The 15846-nt window shown below is 54.5% G+C and carries 13 protein-coding genes; 5 read left to right on the top strand and 8 right to left on the bottom strand.

The window, feature by feature from the left end:
- Positions 1–536: 536 nt before the first annotated feature.
- Positions 537–1241, top strand: coding sequence for a PEP-CTERM sorting domain-containing protein (locus HUN04_19120; protein WDP91699.1), 705 nt, complete (start codon positions 537–539; stop codon positions 1239–1241).
- A 566-nt stretch (positions 1242–1807) separates the two neighbouring features.
- Here the strand turns inward: HUN04_19120 and HUN04_19115 are convergent.
- The 6 genes from HUN04_19115 to glpA all read right to left on the bottom strand — a co-directional run bounded on the left by HUN04_19115 (position 1808) and on the right by glpA (position 8101).
- A complete protein-coding gene (locus HUN04_19115) occupies positions 1808–1951 on the bottom strand; it encodes a hypothetical protein (protein ID WDP91698.1) in 144 nt (47 codons plus the stop codon).
- 504 nt (positions 1952–2455) lie between these two features.
- A complete protein-coding gene (locus HUN04_19110) occupies positions 2456–2632 on the bottom strand; it encodes a hypothetical protein (protein ID WDP91697.1) in 177 nt (58 codons plus the stop codon).
- 107 nt (positions 2633–2739) lie between these two features.
- Positions 2740–3585, bottom strand: coding sequence for a CoB--CoM heterodisulfide reductase iron-sulfur subunit B family protein (locus tag HUN04_19105; protein ID WDP91696.1), 846 nt, complete (start codon positions 3583–3585; stop codon positions 2740–2742).
- Complete coding sequence (locus tag HUN04_19100; GenBank protein ID WDP91695.1) at positions 3585–5252, bottom strand: 4Fe-4S dicluster domain-containing protein; 1668 nt, start codon at positions 5250–5252, stop codon at positions 3585–3587. Before HUN04_19100 ends, HUN04_19105 begins: the two co-directional genes overlap by 1 nt.
- Positions 5242–6546, bottom strand: a complete 1305-nt coding sequence (gene glpB / locus HUN04_19095; protein ID WDP91694.1) for a glycerol-3-phosphate dehydrogenase subunit GlpB — start codon at positions 6544–6546, stop codon at positions 5242–5244. Before glpB ends, HUN04_19100 begins: the two co-directional genes overlap by 11 nt.
- Positions 6533–8101, bottom strand: a complete 1569-nt coding sequence (gene glpA / locus HUN04_19090; GenBank protein ID WDP91693.1) for an anaerobic glycerol-3-phosphate dehydrogenase subunit A — start codon at positions 8099–8101, stop codon at positions 6533–6535. Before glpA ends, glpB begins: the two co-directional genes overlap by 14 nt.
- Positions 8102–8331: 230 nt before the next feature.
- On the opposite strand from glpA, the gene HUN04_19085 reads away from it, so the two are divergent.
- Complete coding sequence (locus tag HUN04_19085) at positions 8332–9087, top strand: DeoR/GlpR transcriptional regulator (protein ID WDP93343.1); 756 nt, start codon at positions 8332–8334, stop codon at positions 9085–9087.
- Here the strand turns inward: HUN04_19085 and HUN04_19080 are convergent.
- Both HUN04_19080 and HUN04_19075 read right to left on the bottom strand, forming a co-directional pair.
- Positions 9076–11283 (bottom strand): PAS domain-containing protein, encoded by a 2208-nt coding sequence (locus tag HUN04_19080; GenBank protein ID WDP91692.1) that lies wholly within the window; start codon positions 11281–11283, stop codon positions 9076–9078. The genes HUN04_19085 and HUN04_19080 overlap by 12 nt on opposite strands.
- A gap of 42 nt (positions 11284–11325) precedes the next feature.
- Complete coding sequence (locus HUN04_19075; protein WDP91691.1) at positions 11326–12027, bottom strand: flavodoxin family protein; 702 nt, start codon at positions 12025–12027, stop codon at positions 11326–11328.
- Positions 12028–12339: 312 nt separating this feature from the next.
- Between HUN04_19075 and HUN04_19070 the strand changes: the two genes are divergently transcribed.
- The 3 genes from HUN04_19070 (at position 12340) to HUN04_19060 (ending at position 15795) form a co-directional block, all read left to right on the top strand.
- Entirely contained in the window at positions 12340–13143 is an 804-nt protein-coding gene (locus tag HUN04_19070) for a transporter substrate-binding domain-containing protein (GenBank protein WDP91690.1), read from the top strand.
- 74 nt (positions 13144–13217) lie between these two features.
- Complete coding sequence (locus HUN04_19065; GenBank protein ID WDP91689.1) at positions 13218–14906, top strand: DEAD/DEAH box helicase; 1689 nt, start codon at positions 13218–13220, stop codon at positions 14904–14906.
- Between the two features lie 154 nt (positions 14907–15060).
- The gene (locus tag HUN04_19060) at positions 15061–15795 is read left to right on the top strand and encodes a transporter substrate-binding domain-containing protein (protein ID WDP91688.1); all 735 of its coding nucleotides are present in this window, start codon (positions 15061–15063) and stop codon (positions 15793–15795) included.
- The last annotated feature ends 51 nt before the right edge of the window (positions 15796–15846 follow it).

The raw sequence follows: 15846 nt of genomic DNA, 5'->3' as shown, positions 1-15846 counted from the left end.
GCTGTTGTATCAACAAACCGCCCGGGGATCAAGGATAACCGCCACCAGCAGCCCAATCAGGGATTTTTTGGATCATAAAGCGATGGAGAACGCCTTTTTGAGCTCTATAGGCAGTACAACATACCTATTGCCCTCGAAGATTGTGTATAATTCTTTTCCTATTTATAGATCGGTTTATTCCCATTATTACTTTTTTTCCATATGAAAAAAGTAACCAAAAACAGCTTAAATATTGTAATTAAAGGATGGGAATTATTATAAATTTCGGGTATTTTTCTTGCATGATGCAATCAGACTAAATATAAATTTTTAGTTTCCTCTGTCATAACATTATCCTGCTTCTTTCTCCTCTGTTATTCCGTGCATTTGATCACCACAACATTCGATTTGGTGGACTCAGTCTTAATCGTTAAAACAAATGATAACACTTTGTTTTTACCAACAAAGCGTTATTAAGTCGTTCAGCTTTGGTGCAAGGGCATTCCATGTTATCACGCTGGACATTGAAAATTATTTCAAAATAAAGGAGGTAAGAAATGAGATTAAAACAATTACAACGTTTCATCCTGATAGTGGTTCCTGTCTTCGTGTTTTTAATGGCAGGAACCGTCAGTGCTTCGATGATAGATGTTACCCAGGGAGGAACCTTACTTGGCTCTATAGCATCTTACTCGGGATCTCTCAGTACCATAGATAATTATGACTACTATAACGCTGCTAACCGCATACAGAATGGCCCCGCCCAAACGGAATATAGGCGAGGGCATCTCTTCTTTTATGATGGGTCGGACGGTTTGTCTTTCAATATGATCTTTGGCCACGTTGTCGCAACAGGTGGTACCAGTTCGGTCGATTTAGATATCGCGGTTACAGGAAGCTCGACTGATCCCAGTGTTCTGGTGTCAGATGATCCTAATGAATTGCAAGAAACAGGTTCTAATTTTTTTGAGGCGCGGTTTTACTATAACCAGGCATACGGTGACGGTGGTGCAATAGGCGCCCTGGGGGGAGATTGGACTTTAACCATTGACCCACTCAGCTATGTAAATCTTGATTCTCTTTATGTTTATGGCGGAGACGGCTCAATGTTCGCACTCAATTTAGGGACCGATGCACGCTCAAATATCGTATTCAATCTCAGTGAGCAGGAACCTCCTGCAATCCCAGAACCCTCCACAATCCTGCTTCTGGGAATCGGGTTACTGGGCCTTGCCGGAGCCAATAGAAAAAAACAGAAATAATCGAAGAAACTTAAATTGCCATAAGGGCGGGAGTAAGCCGTTCCTGCCCTTATCCCAAACGGGGCAACAACAAGAATTATAAATAATTTTAAAATCTTTTACCATTTCCGACAGAAAAACCCTTCCTATTCGGCAGATGAATAGAACGTCTTTATGTTCAAGTATCATCAAAATAGCCAGGGCTTAAGGATAACCGGCGCCAGTGGCCCAGGCTGCGTCAGCAGCCCGAGCAGCATTGCAGCGTAGTGGAGTAATCAACAGGCTCCTAAAGGCTCTCAAGGCAAGATTTACACTTAAGGCAGAACATCTGGGCCAGATTCTGCTCATCCATGGCAGTCCGCTCATCAAAAGCCGCTTTTGCCCCCTCTCCGCCCAAGGCCTGCACAACTATGCTCACTCAGCACGATCTGCCATTTCAAAGCCACAGCAAACAATATGAAAAAAAATTTTATCGAAGATAATCTTGATTTTAGCCCACAAGTTCAGAATATGACCGCATGCCAGATCTTGACGGGGGCAGGAGAAAAGCCGATAGCCAATACCATTAAGCATCAGTTGGGAAGTTATTATTTTTCAAGGTAAAACAACTCCGCAATAGAATCACCAGAAGTAATTTCAACAGGAATCGTTTGAACAAAAATAATGCTGCCGATTAAAAGGCTGACTAAAATAATGGGTTTTATCCAATTTGACGTGATAATTTTGGACATGAATTATCCTTTGCATATCTTAAGAAGCTTTTTTTCAATTCTAAACTATGCGTGAGGAATTAGAATTTGATTAGGATGCTGTTAAGCTCTTAATAAATTTTTAAGCTCAGCAGAGTCAGGAGCCTCTATAAGTTCAAGCACCCGGGCTGTTCAAGCTTTGGGGACCGTCACAAACCATACAGCGAAAATCATTCAATACACTAAGCAATTTAGGCTCATCTGGATGTATAAACCGAGGGGCGGGGGAACTCGTATGAACTGGCGTCGGTCAGGACGGCAAAGACGGCAGTTCGTTCACTGTATTCCCGGTCAGAACGACCGGGAATACTAAAACGGAATCGTGCCGCTGCCGGATTATGCCCGCTTATCAAAAAACAATAAAAAGCGGTTCAACAGATACCTCCTTTTCCTACCGCATCTATATGCGAGTCTTTAGGTGGCGGCAGTGCCAAACGCGATCAGCGACCTTAGCGACAGCAGCAACAGCAGCGACAGCGTCTGGCTTCAGCAGGTGGCTGGGGTTTCCTCCTTCGGGCTCTCAAGGCGGGATTTACACTTGGGACAGAACATCTGGGCCATGTTCTGCTCATCCATGACGCTTTCCTGGTTCACCACCTTGACATAGGCATCCTTTTCGTTATCGCCACATTGGGGGTTGGTGCAAACATATTTTTTTTCCATGAAGCTAACTCCTTTTCATCAGTTGCGGTTGTCACAACCTGTCCTTAAGAATAGGGACAAATTATTAAAATACAATCAGTTTTCAATTATTTTTTGGTCTGAAAACATCAGGCCGTATTCATGCCTTTTATGGGGGTAATTCCCAGTGCACCGCCCAGAACCAGGGCAAAAGGCAGGGCGCGGATATCGGCGCCCCCGTATCTCTCGTACTGGATCTGGCAGTGGGTGCAGGCCGTGCAGATCCACCCGGCGCCTGCCTTTTTGGCATGTGCCAGTTTGCCGGACAGGATCTTTGCGGCCAGGCTGCTATGTGTTTCTGCGGCCGGATCGCCGCAGCACTCGGTTTCCTTATTCCAGTCCAGCACTTCAAGGCCGGTGCACTGAACCAGTTCCCGGAAAATTCTGGGGGCAAAGGGGTTGTCAAACCGGGTGACGGAAAAAGGCCGCAGGGCATGGCAGCCCTGTTGAAGCACAACCCTTTCCGGCGGCAGGGGGGTGGTGACCATGGCGGCCAGTTTTTCAACCCCGATATCATGGTAGAGGAAATCCAGCAAGTGGCGGATTTCAACCTGGCGGCGGGCCAGGCGGCCGGTGTCGGCCTCCTCGACCAGACAGGAGTCGTTCACGACCATTCCCTCCCCGGCCAGGGCCGTATCCACCTGCTCCCGGATTCTCGGGTCCGTGGCATACCAGTGCATCCCGTGCTTGAGCTGGCCGAAACAGCATTTGCAGGGGGTAAAAATGTCCAGGCCCCTGGCCTGGGCCAGGGCAATATTGGTCATCGCCGCCAGCACCGAGGCTGCGGGGTCTTTGCCCCGGGCCGGGTTGCCGCAGCAGTTAAAGGGCAGGCGCACCAGGGTAATGCCCAGGTGGCGCATCAGCTTTTCAACGGCCTTGCCGTAGGCGGGCAGATGAAAATTAATTTTGCATCCGGGAAAATATGCCAGCCGCATCACAGCCCCCCTTTCAGCCGTGCCCGGGTCAATTCAAAGGCCCTGGCCTGCCCCCGGCATCTCAATTCCAGAATGATATCCGTCACCCGGATGGACTGGGGACAGATTTCCTGGCAGGCGTAACAGGTCAGGCAATGCCAGACCATTCGGGTTCCCGATGCCATGCGGATCTCTCCCAGACGCAGCAGATTCATGATCTGGTGTGGCCCCATATCGTTGTCTGCCATATCCTGGGCCACCACAGGGCAAGCGTTGGTGCACAGGGTGCACTGGACGCAGTGCTCAAATGCATCGGCCTGAAAAATAAGGCCGGACAGCACCCCGTCCCCCGCAACCGCCCCCGATTCCGAAGCGGGACGCACAGCCGGCCGGCCGCTGTCCCCGGTTCCCATCCAGGCCCCGAAGGGGGTCTCCATGGCAGAGATATAATTATCGGGGCAGCCCAGCCGGTCCATCAGGCGGCCAGCCGCCGTCCACAGCCGGACAAGGTCAATGGACGAGGGGCAGATATCGGCGCAGCGCCCGCAAAGGGTGCAGTCGTCATTGCCGGATCGAAGTTGGGTAAGGGTATTAATGTCATACACGCCTTTTCCCGCCAGGCGTTTGAGGGTCTCAATCTTCACATGGGGCAGCACCTGGGGATTCTCTGAAATCTGGTAATCGGGATATACGGAACAGACCTTGGAACAGAACCCGCAATGGGTACAGGCGGTCAGGGCAGCCAGGTCCAGGGCGCCCATGTCCGTGCCCAGGTTTTCCGGTCCCACCCGCCTGCCCATGGAGGCCAGGGGGACGGCCACTATGTGAAACATCCTGGAAAAGGGAAGAAATAGCAACAGGGTCAGGGCCAGCCCCAGGTGAATCCAGTACATCACCCGGTCCAGGCGGAACCGGGCCAAAAATCGATTCACCCGCCCTCCCATTCGTGCCAGGGGGGCGGAGACAAAGGCAGCAGCCGGACGGGTGTGGCACTCCAGGCAGTATTCTTCATTCAATGTCCCGCCCGCTTCCAGATCCACCCCCTGAACAGATATGCCGCCGGCAAAGGCCACGTCATAATACCGCGCCCAATAGCCCTTTAAATGAACCAGTTCCGGCTCCCCAACCAAACCCGAATATTCCTCCACCATCTCATTGAACCGGACCTCGGACATGATATTCAGGGCTTCGGTGAAAAAACCGCTGGAGATCAATCCCAAAATCACCATGACCGAGAGGGTACCCCTGACCCTGAACCTCAGCCCCCGGCGCAGCCGCTCCCGGTTGATTCTGGACCGGCTCATCCGCCGGGCCAAAAAGGAGATGCAACCCGCCGCCACCATCACACCTGCCAGGTTCCGAAGCATCCTGAACGGATCGATACCCGGCTGGTACCAGTCAAAAACCACGCCGGTCCAATCGTCCAGGGCATGGACAAAAACTAAATAGACGAATCCGGAAAAAACCAGGGCATGGGCCAGCCACCGCAGTTTCCCGGCCCGGAAAAGGCGAACCTGGAACAGGGTATTGAAAAGCGCCCCCGCATAATTGATGTTAAAAAGCCGGCGGGCAAGGGGAGACTTGTCCCGCTCAAACACCCCGCCCAGGCGGGCCATGGTAATGAACCGGAAGATCAGCCCCATGAAACTCAAACAACAGACCGTGATCAGGATAATCTTAAATGCCATGGATGCCCTCCCCGGCCTTGGCAAAGGCATCCACGGCCTTGCAGGCGGATACCAGGGCGGTGCCCGTTCCGGACTTGAGCCTGGCCCAGTCGTTGTGGGCCAGGATGCTTCCGGCCGCATAGAGATGGGCATAGACCGGCCGGCCCCGTTCGTCCAGGGGGCGGAAAAATTCATCGGTTTCAATGCCCGACCGGTTCACTGCATGGCCACCCGGGGTTAAAAAACGGTTGTCATGCCAGAGCCGCCGGCCTGTGGGCTGGGCCACATCCAGATGGAACACCGGCTCCACAATCCGTTCCCGCCGGGCATGGAGCCCGCCGCCGAAAAACCGCCCCGTTGCCAGAAGCACCCCCGCTGTCCTGATCCGTAAGGGTTCCGGATCGGCCTCTCCCTTCAGGGTGAAGCGTCTGCCGTCGAATACGGGGTCTTTTATCCGGACATTGGATAAAAGCCTGCCGCCGGAGTCTGCCAGCCGTTTTTCAAAGGCCCGTTTCAGTCTCAGCCCGGGTACCGAGGGGGGCGGCCCCGGTATTTCAAATACAGGCTTATTCAGCCGCCGGGCAAGTGACGCCGCGATATCGCCGCTGCCTTCAATGCCGCAGACCGCGGGCAGGCCGATGATATCCGCCTTGGGGGCATGGGGAAGCAGGGCGGCCGCAAATGACTCCACGCCCCCGGATTCAGCCATTTTTTCCGCCAGAATCTGGGGGGGAACCCCGGTCCCGATGCCGGGCAATGCCGCCTCAAAGGGAATGGTCCGTAAAAACAAAGGTGCCAGCCCCTCGGCCACCTGAACGGCGCTGAATCCGGCCAGGCCCCGTATCCCGGCAACAAGCAGCACCATCTCCTTTGCCCCCCGCCCCATGGCGCCGGCCCCCGCCGCCATGGTTTCAGGCACAAGGAACCCGGGCCGCAGCGTCCCCATGGCCGTGGGCACGGTCATATTTTTTCCCCCGGCCATCCGGGTATAGGGCAGACCGGCCAGATCAAGCTGCGCTTTCAAAAATTCAAAATATTCACGGGTCTTTTCCCTTCCGGCCAGGCCATAGGCATGGTTGGGGAAATCCTGCAGCAGCCCTTCCAGTCCCTTTTCGGGATCAGCCAGTATTTTTTTATTCCCCGCCGGGTAAACCCCGAGGTAGTCCAGAATCCCACTGGAAAAGGCCAGAGCAGAGGGATTGCCTGCGACTACGGTATCCAGGCCCCTTGATGCGCCCCGGATGCCCGCGATCATCCCGGCCGCACCGGCACCGATAATCAAAAGATCGCAGCGGATGGTTTTATCCATCTTCATCCCCCTGCATCTCCAGGCAGAACAGGCCGCAGTGGATCATTTCCTTGAGGGAGGACTGGGCCAGGGAATCGCCCCACAGCAACGCGTGCTCCCCTTTCCACCGCTCATCCAGAAACCGGCTCAGGGCCCGAATCCCTTCCCGCCCCCGCACCTCTCCGTTGTCGTAAAGACGGGCCAGGGCCCGGGTGCTGCAGGTGGCCCCCTGGCAGGGACCTTTGCCCAGGCGGCTGCGCAGCCCGATGGCGACCAGATCCGGTTGCCCATGGTGGCGCTTGACATCCTCAACAATGGCGTCCATGGCCGAGGCCGGCACCATTTCGCACTCGCAGATCATCAGATCGTCCCGGTCCGGTAGGCGGTACCCCTGGCGAAGGGAGGCGCCGGGCGCTGTCCAGTCGCCGGTTTCAGCCATGGGCAGGGCAAGCACCCCGGTCTTACAAGGTTCTGAAATGCCGAGTTTGCCGCAGACCATGTCCGCAGTTCTCTCGGCCATCAGCCGGTAGGTGGTCAGTTTTCCGCTGGTAATGGTAATAAAATTGCTGACGCCCTCCTTTTCATGGTCGATAAGGGAAAAGCCCCGGGTCACCTTCCGGTCGTCCCCGCCCTGGGAACTGACCAGGGGGCGTACCCCGCAATAGGCACGGATATACCGGCGGACACCCAGGTCGGGTACCATCTGGCGGCCCTGGTTGATCACCAGGTCCACCTCTTCCACCGTGGGGAAAATACGATCCGGGCAGTCCACCCGGACCGAGGTGGTGCCGATGATGGAAACCACCCCGCCGGGCACCAGGATATCCCCGTCGCTGGCCTTGCGCAGGCGGTTGATCACGGGCTTTGCCAGCCGCTGGCCAGTGACCAGCAGGGTTCCCTTGGAAAAGACCATGGGAATGTGGAGTCCGGCCATGGCCGCCACTTCACCGGCCCAGGCCCCGGAGGCACTGACCATTATTTGTGCTGCAATGGCAAATTCATCCCCGGTCCGGGTATCCCGGACACGGGCACGGACCATCCGGCCCTTATCCATTTCAAATCCCGCCACCCGGGTATGCGAAAGGTACCTGGCCCCCAGGCCCCGTGCCTGGGTCATGTTTTCAATGGCCAGTTTAAACGGATCAATGGCCGCATCGGGCACCTCGTATACGGCAATGGCATCGGGCGCGATGCAGGGGGCTTTTTCAAGGGCCTCGGCCACTGCAAGTTCCCGGCAGGGAATACCGGCCCTGCTGCACATATGGGGAAAATCGGCGATATAGGCCTCATCATCGCCGGGCACGGCCACGAAAAGCCCTGAGGTTTCTTCGATGCACTGGGGACATATTTCTTTGAGGATCTGACCTTCGGCCCGGCACTCCATGGCCGCTTCAAGGTCGGAATGGACATACCGGGCTCCGGAATGGAGCAGGCCGTGATTGGCCCCGGACGCGCCGGCATTGAGATCTCCCTTTTCAGCCAGCACCACATCCAGGCCGCGCAGACAAAGATCCCGGGCAAGGCCTGTGCCTGTGGCCCCGCCGCCGATGATGAGAACCTGGGTCTCTATGGTCTGTGTCATTTTTTGTGACCCCTAATCCTTGCCCCATTAAATGTTCGGAAATGAAAGTAGCACCTTTATTTCACTTTCGCAAGTGAATACTGTTGAACCAGCCGACGCCCTGCAGGCCCCATGCTTTTTCCTGTTTCACCTGTATTTTTAACTGGATATCCCGTAACAACCATGTTATCAAAAGTCCCTGTAATGTTCACTTTCAAACAGGAGTACGCATGGCGCCCAGGCAACGCCCAATGACCCAACGCCAGAACGGAATCGTGCAACTTGTCCGGGAAAACGGATTTGCCACCGTAGAGGAGATGGCCCGGCAGTTCAAGGTCACCCCCCAGACCATCCGGAGGGATATCAATACCTTGAACAAGGAGGGCCGGATCACCCGCCACCACGGCGGAGCCGCCGCCAGCGGTTCCACGGAGAACCTGGCCTATACCCGTCGGAAAAAGCTGCTCCAGGCCGAAAAAAAGGATATTGCCCGTGCTGCCGCAGCGCTTGTGCCGGACAACTCTTCCCTGTTTATCAATATCGGCACCACCACCGAGCAGGTGGCCAGGGCCCTGGCCCACCGCAGAAGACTCAAGGTCATCACCAACAACCTGAACATCGCCGCCATCATGGGCAGCAACGAAGATTTCCAGGTCCTGGTCTCCGGCGGCATTGTCAGGGCCCGGGACAACGGGATTACCGGAGATTCGGCTATCCGCTTCATCCGCCGGTTCAAGGCGGACATCGGCATCATCGGCATCAGCGGCATCGACGGGGACGGCACCCTCCTGGATTACGATTTCATGGAAGTGGATGTGGCCCGGGCCATCATGGACAATGCCGGCAAGGTCATCCTGGTGGCCGACCATTCCAAATTCAACCGGAGCGCCATGGTCAAACTGGGCAATATCGCTGAAATACACACCCTGGTCACGGATCGGGAACCGCCCCCAACCGTCACCGCAGTGATGAAAAAATCAGGGGTCAACCTGGTATTAACCGGCTGATCGCCCAAGGGGAAGCCTGATGGTAAAGGTGGCCCCTTCGTCCGGGGCGGATCTGACATCCAGCTCTCCATCCAGGGTTTCCTTAATGATGAAATAAGATACCGACAGGCCCAGCCCGGTGCCGCGCCCCACGGATTTGGTGGTAAAAAACGGTTCGAATATCCGCCGCCGGACCGTCTCGTCCATACCGGGCCCGTTGTCCCGGATTTCCACCCCGGCCATATCCCGGTCAAGGAAATACCGGATAAAAAAAGTGGGGTCGGACGTACCGGCCTGGGCCATGGCCTGGCAGCCGTTTTTCAGAATATTGAAGAAAACCTGCTGCAGACGGCTTTTTTCACAGGGCACCAGTGGCAGGGCGTCCCGGTCTGCCACTTCAACCTTCACCGATCTGAAATCATACTGGCTGCGGAGGGTGAAATCCTTTTCCAGAAGGGAAATGGTATCATCCATCATTTCCGGGAGGCTGTGGCTGGACACCAGCCCGTCGTTTTTCCGGCTGAAGGTCAGCATGTTCTCCACAATCTTGCCGGCCCGGGCCCCCACCTCAAGGGCCTGGTCCATCATGCGGAAAATCTTGCGGTCTTCCATGTAAGCGGCAACCCGGTCCAGGTCCAGATTATACCGGCGGGCCGTTTCCAGATTGGCCGGCAAGGGCTTTGATAGCCGGTTCCGGATCACCTGGACATTCTGGATCATCCCGGCAAGGGGATTGTTGATTTCGTGGGCCATGCCCGCAGCAAGACCGGCGATGGACATGATTTTTTCAGACTGGGCCAGCATTTCGCTGACCCTGGCCTGATCGCTGATATCGTCCACCCGGATCACTGCCCCCGGCGTGCTCCCTGATAATATGGGGAAAATCATAATATCCGCGGTAATGGAAACACCGTTCAAGGAGAGCGATTGTTTTTCCCTATGCCTGGGCATCCCTGTTTCAACAACCCTCTCAATATCTTCACAATAGGGGGAAAGCCGGGGCAACAGCAGGTCCAGTTTCATCCCCGAAGCCTTTGCTTCCTCAATACCGGTCATTTTCTCGGCACCGAGGTTCCAGTGAACCACCCGGCCTTCCCGGTCCACCCCGATGATCACCGAAGGCATGGAATTGATGATGCTGTCCACATAATTTCTGGCTTCCCTCAGGGCCTTTTCCGCCGCCACCCGGCTAGTGATATCCCTTAAAAGGAGGAGCCATCCACTCTGGTGCTCCCAGTTCTCCCAGAGGGGAGACACCCGTATATGCCATTCCCTGGGCCGCCCTCCGGCTATTTCCAACCGGCACTGGAACTCCCTGGGCTGTTTCCCCCGGAAATCACAGATCTTTCTATACAGCCCCGGAAAAAGGAGCTGAGCAGACACCGGGTCCGACGGCAATGGGCCAAGATCAAATGCGGATATACAGGCCCGGTTGAGTTCCATCACCCGGTCATCCATGTCCAGCACAATGACCGGATCCCCCAGGCCGTCCATGACCGCCTCATGGGCCAGGGGCAGCAGATGGAGCAGGTGGTAGCGGAAAAGCCCCAGGGAAAACAAGGCACAGGAGGCCATAAAGGCCGTCGGGCTCAAATCCACATGGGCCATCCCGGGCAGCAGTTCAAACAGGTAGACCCCGTTTGCGGCCCAGGGAATGGAAATACCGCAGATAAGCACCACGGCCTGTTTCCGCTGGAGCCCCCGGGAGGTCACAACATCCCGGATCAACAGAATCAACACCCCCAGAATGCAAAGGTATGAAAAGCAGGTATGAAACCAGAATACAGGCCCCCTGTGATACTGAAGGAACTGGATCTCCGGCTTGGTCACCAGCCAGGCATCCTGCCACACCAAGCCGTGGATAGTATTGGACCAGGCGGCCGCCATCACCGTCAGGGGCACGGCCCACAGCCAGGGGGAAAGTCCCCAGGCCATCCGGCCCGGTTTCTCCACGGCAACCAGGGCAAACCGGAGCAGGAGCAGCCCCACGGCCCCCGCACCCAGGTACTCCACCCGTACCCACATGAGCTTGGATTCAAGGCCCGGGCAGATCAATTCCATGCCGTAGGCCCCTGCCCATACGGCCGTTCCTGCCATAAGAAAAATGAGAAACTGCGCCCGTTTGTTCCGGCGGTCACGGAAGAGGTGCGCCCCAAGGCCGATGCTTGCCATGGAAGACAAAAGGTTAAGGCAACCGTAAATTATATTCCAGTCCAACAGATCAATCCTGTAAATTTACTTAAATCATCATATCCGGAATCAAACCGTCTGGCCGAACATGGCCATCATTTTATCCTGTACCGCCTGGGCCACCTTTGTCCGGTCATGCCCCTCACCCAGCCGTTTTCCCAGAAGCTGGCCGGCCTCCGCCGCCGCAGCCATCACATCGGCCTGTTTTTCCACATCCGGAATGATATTGTCTGTAATTTTGACCCCGGGGCCGTGGATCATGTTGGGGATTCCCACCTGGCAGGTTTCCCCGAATCCGCAGGTATAACAGGAGGCCGCCCCCTGGCCCTGGACCTTGGCCACGGTTTCAATGAAATTATACATGAAAAACTTTTCAAGCTGATCCGCCGGGGCCGCCCCGCCGGTACCGCCCACGCCCACTGCCACAGCCAGTTTTCCCCACAGGGTCCGTCCGGTCTGGTGGCGGAACTGGAACCAGCGTTCCAAAAAGGCATGGGTGAGTGCGTTGAGGGTGGAATAATAATTGGGCGCGCCGATGACAAAGGCATCTGCTTCAACGATTTTTTCTCTCAGGGGGGTCAGATCATCCTTGACCTTGCATACATTATCCTTGACACATCCCAGGCAGGCAATGCAGCCCGCGATCTGTTTATTCCGAAGCGACACCAATTCATATTCGCAGCCGGTGTTCTCCAGAACGGTTTCAACCAACTTCATAACGCCTGAGGCTCCTGGTTTACGCGGACTTCCGGAAATACCCAAAATTTTCATTCCATCCTCCTTGTTATCGCTATTGGTTTCAAAGACATGCCGGTTTAGAATACATGATAAGATGCCCCCCGTCCAGCCGCTCTTTCATTGAAATACGGCCTGTTTTTTTAAAATCAAGCCCCGGGCCGTAACAGGGGAGAGACCTTTGGTTTAAGTATTCCCCGGTCCGGCCAATCACCCGGAACTATTTAAACCCAATACCCATTTTGCCAATGCAATTTCTTTCCCCTTGCATTCCGGACACGGAACAGGATAACCTCATCATAGAATTGAGGTTCAGGATAAGCCGTTTCTTGATATTGGCAGGCGAATATGTATTGGAACAAAATGAATTCAACGATACTGAAATCACTTTTGTTATTTATATGCTGTTTTATTATTGCAGCCCCACCTGCGGCCAACGGTGAGGATGCGAAAATTCGTGTTGTTTATACCCAATGGTTTCCGTATACATATCAAAAAAATCAACTGCCGTCCGGTTTTGAAATGGATATTTTCAATTCCGTTTTGAAAAAGATGAACCTCAAAGCAGAATTCAAAATGTACCCCTGGAAAAGATGTTTGGCGCAACTTAAGAAGGGGGGAGCCGATGTATTGATTTCTATGCTGAAGACCCCACAAAGAGAGCGATTCACATATTATCCCGATGAAAATATCAGTATATCCAGAACCATGCTTTTCAAAAAATATGGGAAGCCGATCCTGTTCAACGGTTCCTATAAAAGGCTGGAAGGGTATCGTATCGGCGTTATCATGGGCTTCAGTTATGGGAAAACCTTTGATCAGGCTGATTATCTGCAGAAAGACGGGGCGGTTGATACGAAAATGCTCATTACAAAACTGCTGAAAGGTAGAAATGATTTAGCCGCTGAAAATCAAGCGGTTGTGATTGCGACGGCCAATCAAATGGGGATGAGGGACCGAATTGAATTCTTAACACCGCCAATCCATACCCAGAAATTGTATGTCGGTTTTTCAAAAGCGCATCGACGGCTGGAAGGCCTATGCCGCAATTTTTCAATCCTGCTTCGTGAGTTCAAAAAATCAGAAGCGCATAGGGCAATTCTTGAAAAATATGGGATAGCGCCTTCGGATATGGTTGAAAATATAAAATAAATCATTGCATTTTTATATCCGCCCCTGTATATTACCACTCTTTTTAAATCATCCAGAAGGATTCCCAACACCCCATGTCAGAACAACAGACCATGCCCGGCAACGGGTTTGACCAGATGTCCCTGAGCGCACCTGTGCGCTCGGCTGTGGCAGATTCAGGCTACCACACCCCCACCCCTATACAGGACCAGACCATCCCCCTGCTCCTCAACGGAAAAGACCTGGTGGGCCAGGCAAGGACCGGCACCGGAAAAACAGCCGCCTTTGCCCTGCCCCTGCTCTCCCGCATCGATCTTGACCTGCGCCGGCCCCAGGTACTGGTCCTCACCCCCACCCGGGAACTGGCCATCCAGGTGGCCAAAAGCTTTGAAACCTACGGCAGCAAGATGAAAGGATTAAGCGTCCTGCCGGTATACGGGGGGCAGAGTTACGGCATCCAGCTCAAGGCACTTAAAAAAGGAGTTCACGTGGTGGTGGGCACCCCGGGCCGCCTCATGGACCATATCCAGCGCAAAACCCTTTCCCTTGCCCATCTCTTTGCCAAAGTCCTGGACGAGGCCGATGAAATGCTCCACATGGGATTCATCGACGATGTGGAATGGATATTCGACCACACCCCGGAAGAGACCCAGACCGCCTTGTTCTCCGCCACCATGCCCCGGCCCATCCGGAAAATCGCAGATAAATACCTCCGGGACCCCGAAACCGTCACCATCAAAGCCGACACCTCAGGAACGGACACCATCACCCAGGAATTCTGGATGGTAAAGGGCGCAAGCAAATCATCCGCCCTCATCCGTTTCCTGGACGCCCTCACCTTTGACGGGGTCATCGTATTTGCCAGAACCAAAGCCGCCACCATTGATATTACCAAGGAACTGGAAGGGGCGGGCTACCGGGCAGAAGCCCTGAACGGGGACATGGCCCAGAATGCCAGGGAAGCCGCCATAGAACGGCTGAAACGGGGCCGCACCGATATCCTGGTGGCCACGGATGTGGCGGCCAGGGGCCTGGATGTGGAACGGATCTCCCACGTCATCAACTATGACCTGCCCGACAAAACCGAACCCTATATCCACCGCATCGGGCGCACGGGCCGGGCCGGCCGGACCGGCAACGCCATCCTCTTTGTCCGCCCCAGGGAGCGCTGGATGGTCAGAAAAATTGAAAAGGCCGTGGGCCGTGAGCTTAAACAGGTCAACCTTCCCTCGGACAGGGCCGTAAACAAAAAACGGATCAAAGCCTTCAACGCCGCCATCACCAAAGCCCTTGAATCGCCGGACCTGGACATCTTCGAAGACCTGGCCGCAGATTACGCCGAAACCACCGGGGTGCCCATAACAAAAGTGGCCGCAGCCCTGGGCAAACTCACCCACGGAGATGGCCCCTTTCTCATGGAAAAAAAGCAAATGCCCCAGAAAGATACCCGGAAGGCCAGATCCGATAAAGCCTCCTCCCGGAAAAGCAGTGCAGGCAGGGACAGGGACAAGAAATCCACTAACAAACAGGCCCCCCGACCCATTAAAGACGGGATGGAACGTTACCGCATTGAAGTGGGCCGCAGCCACGGGGTAAAGCCCAGGGACATCGTCGGGGCCATTGCCAACGAAGCCGGCCTGAAAAGCCGATTCATCACCGGCATCACCATCAATACGAATTTCTCCGAGGTGGACCTGCCCCGGGACATGCCCACGGAGATCTTTCATCTCCTGAGAAAGACCTGGGTCCGGTCGCGGCCCATGGAGATATCAAAGGTCGCCTAGCCTAACGAAGATAATTCGGAGAAGATGCCATGGACCGGAGACGGCCTGTCAGGACCATATTATAAATTGACAAGACCGGAAGGCACTGCCATTATAAGGGCATGCCCCTGTCAAATGAGCGAGCGCCCACCAACCTTTTTATGGAGGATAAAAAATGATGAAGCGTTTTTTTATGGCACTTTTCCTGATCTTGGTTTTTACCACGGCCCATGCCGGTGACAAAATAGTTCTGGCGACCCTGGACTGGGAACCCTATGTGGGCCAGAACATGAAAAACCAGGGATATGTGGCTGAAGTGGTGAAAGAGGCATTTAAACGGAGCGGAATGGAGGTGGAAATCCAGTTTCATCAATGGTCTAGAGTGGTGGGGCTGGCAAAGGCAGGTAAAGTCGACGGATATTTCCCGGAATATCTATCCGACGAGGTAAAAAAATATGCTGCATTTTCCATTCCCATGCCCGGCGGCCCCCTGGGCTTTTTTAAGCGGTCGGACACGGACATCTCCTATCAAGCCCTCCAGGACCTGAAAGGAAAAAAGATCGGTGTGGTTAAAGGCTATGTCAATACAAAGGAATTTGACGATGCCGGCTACCTGACCAAGGATCCGGCCAAAGACGATTTAACCAATTTCAAAAAACTTCTGGCCGGCCGGCTGGATCTTCTGGTGGCGGACAAATTCGTAGGGACCCATCTGATGAAGACCAGTATGCCGGACAAAGCCGCTAGCGTTGAATTCATGTCACCTCCCCTGGCCGAACCGGATCTTTATGTCTGCATCTCCAACAAGGCAAAAGCCCATGCCGATAAACTCAAGGCCTTTAATGCAGGCCTTGAACAGATAAAGGCCGACGGGACACTTGACAACATCCTTAAATCCCACGGTTTCTAAATGAATTGCTGATATGCACCTCCTGCCCGGCCCGGATCCATCCGGGCCGGG

It is taken from the genome of Desulfobacter sp., from assembly GCA_028768525.1.
Classification (GTDB): domain Bacteria; phylum Desulfobacterota; class Desulfobacteria; order Desulfobacterales; family Desulfobacteraceae; genus Desulfobacter.
This window is presented reverse-complemented; position numbering and strand designations above follow the sequence as displayed.

Coding starts and splice junctions, on each gene's coding strand:
- HUN04_19120 (WDP91699.1), top strand. CDS start 537: ATGAGATTAAAACAATTACAACGTTTCATCCTGATAGTGGTTCCTGTC.
- HUN04_19115 (WDP91698.1), bottom strand. CDS start 1,951: ATGTCCAAAATTATCACGTCAAATTGGATAAAACCCATTATTTTAGTC.
- HUN04_19110 (WDP91697.1), bottom strand. CDS start 2,632: ATGGAAAAAAAATATGTTTGCACCAACCCCCAATGTGGCGATAACGAA.
- HUN04_19105 (WDP91696.1), bottom strand. CDS start 3,585: ATGCGGCTGGCATATTTTCCCGGATGCAAAATTAATTTTCATCTGCCC.
- HUN04_19100 (WDP91695.1), bottom strand. CDS start 5,252: ATGGCATTTAAGATTATCCTGATCACGGTCTGTTGTTTGAGTTTCATG.
- glpB (WDP91694.1), bottom strand. CDS start 6,546: ATGAAGATGGATAAAACCATCCGCTGCGATCTTTTGATTATCGGTGCC.
- glpA (WDP91693.1), bottom strand. CDS start 8,101: ATGACACAGACCATAGAGACCCAGGTTCTCATCATCGGCGGCGGGGCC.
- HUN04_19085 (WDP93343.1), top strand. CDS start 8,332: ATGACCCAACGCCAGAACGGAATCGTGCAACTTGTCCGGGAAAACGGA.
- HUN04_19075 (WDP91691.1), bottom strand. CDS start 12,027: ATGAAAATTTTGGGTATTTCCGGAAGTCCGCGTAAACCAGGAGCCTCA.
- HUN04_19070 (WDP91690.1), top strand. CDS start 12,340: ATGTATTGGAACAAAATGAATTCAACGATACTGAAATCACTTTTGTTA.
- HUN04_19065 (WDP91689.1), top strand. CDS start 13,218: ATGTCAGAACAACAGACCATGCCCGGCAACGGGTTTGACCAGATGTCC.
- HUN04_19060 (WDP91688.1), top strand. CDS start 15,061: ATGATGAAGCGTTTTTTTATGGCACTTTTCCTGATCTTGGTTTTTACC.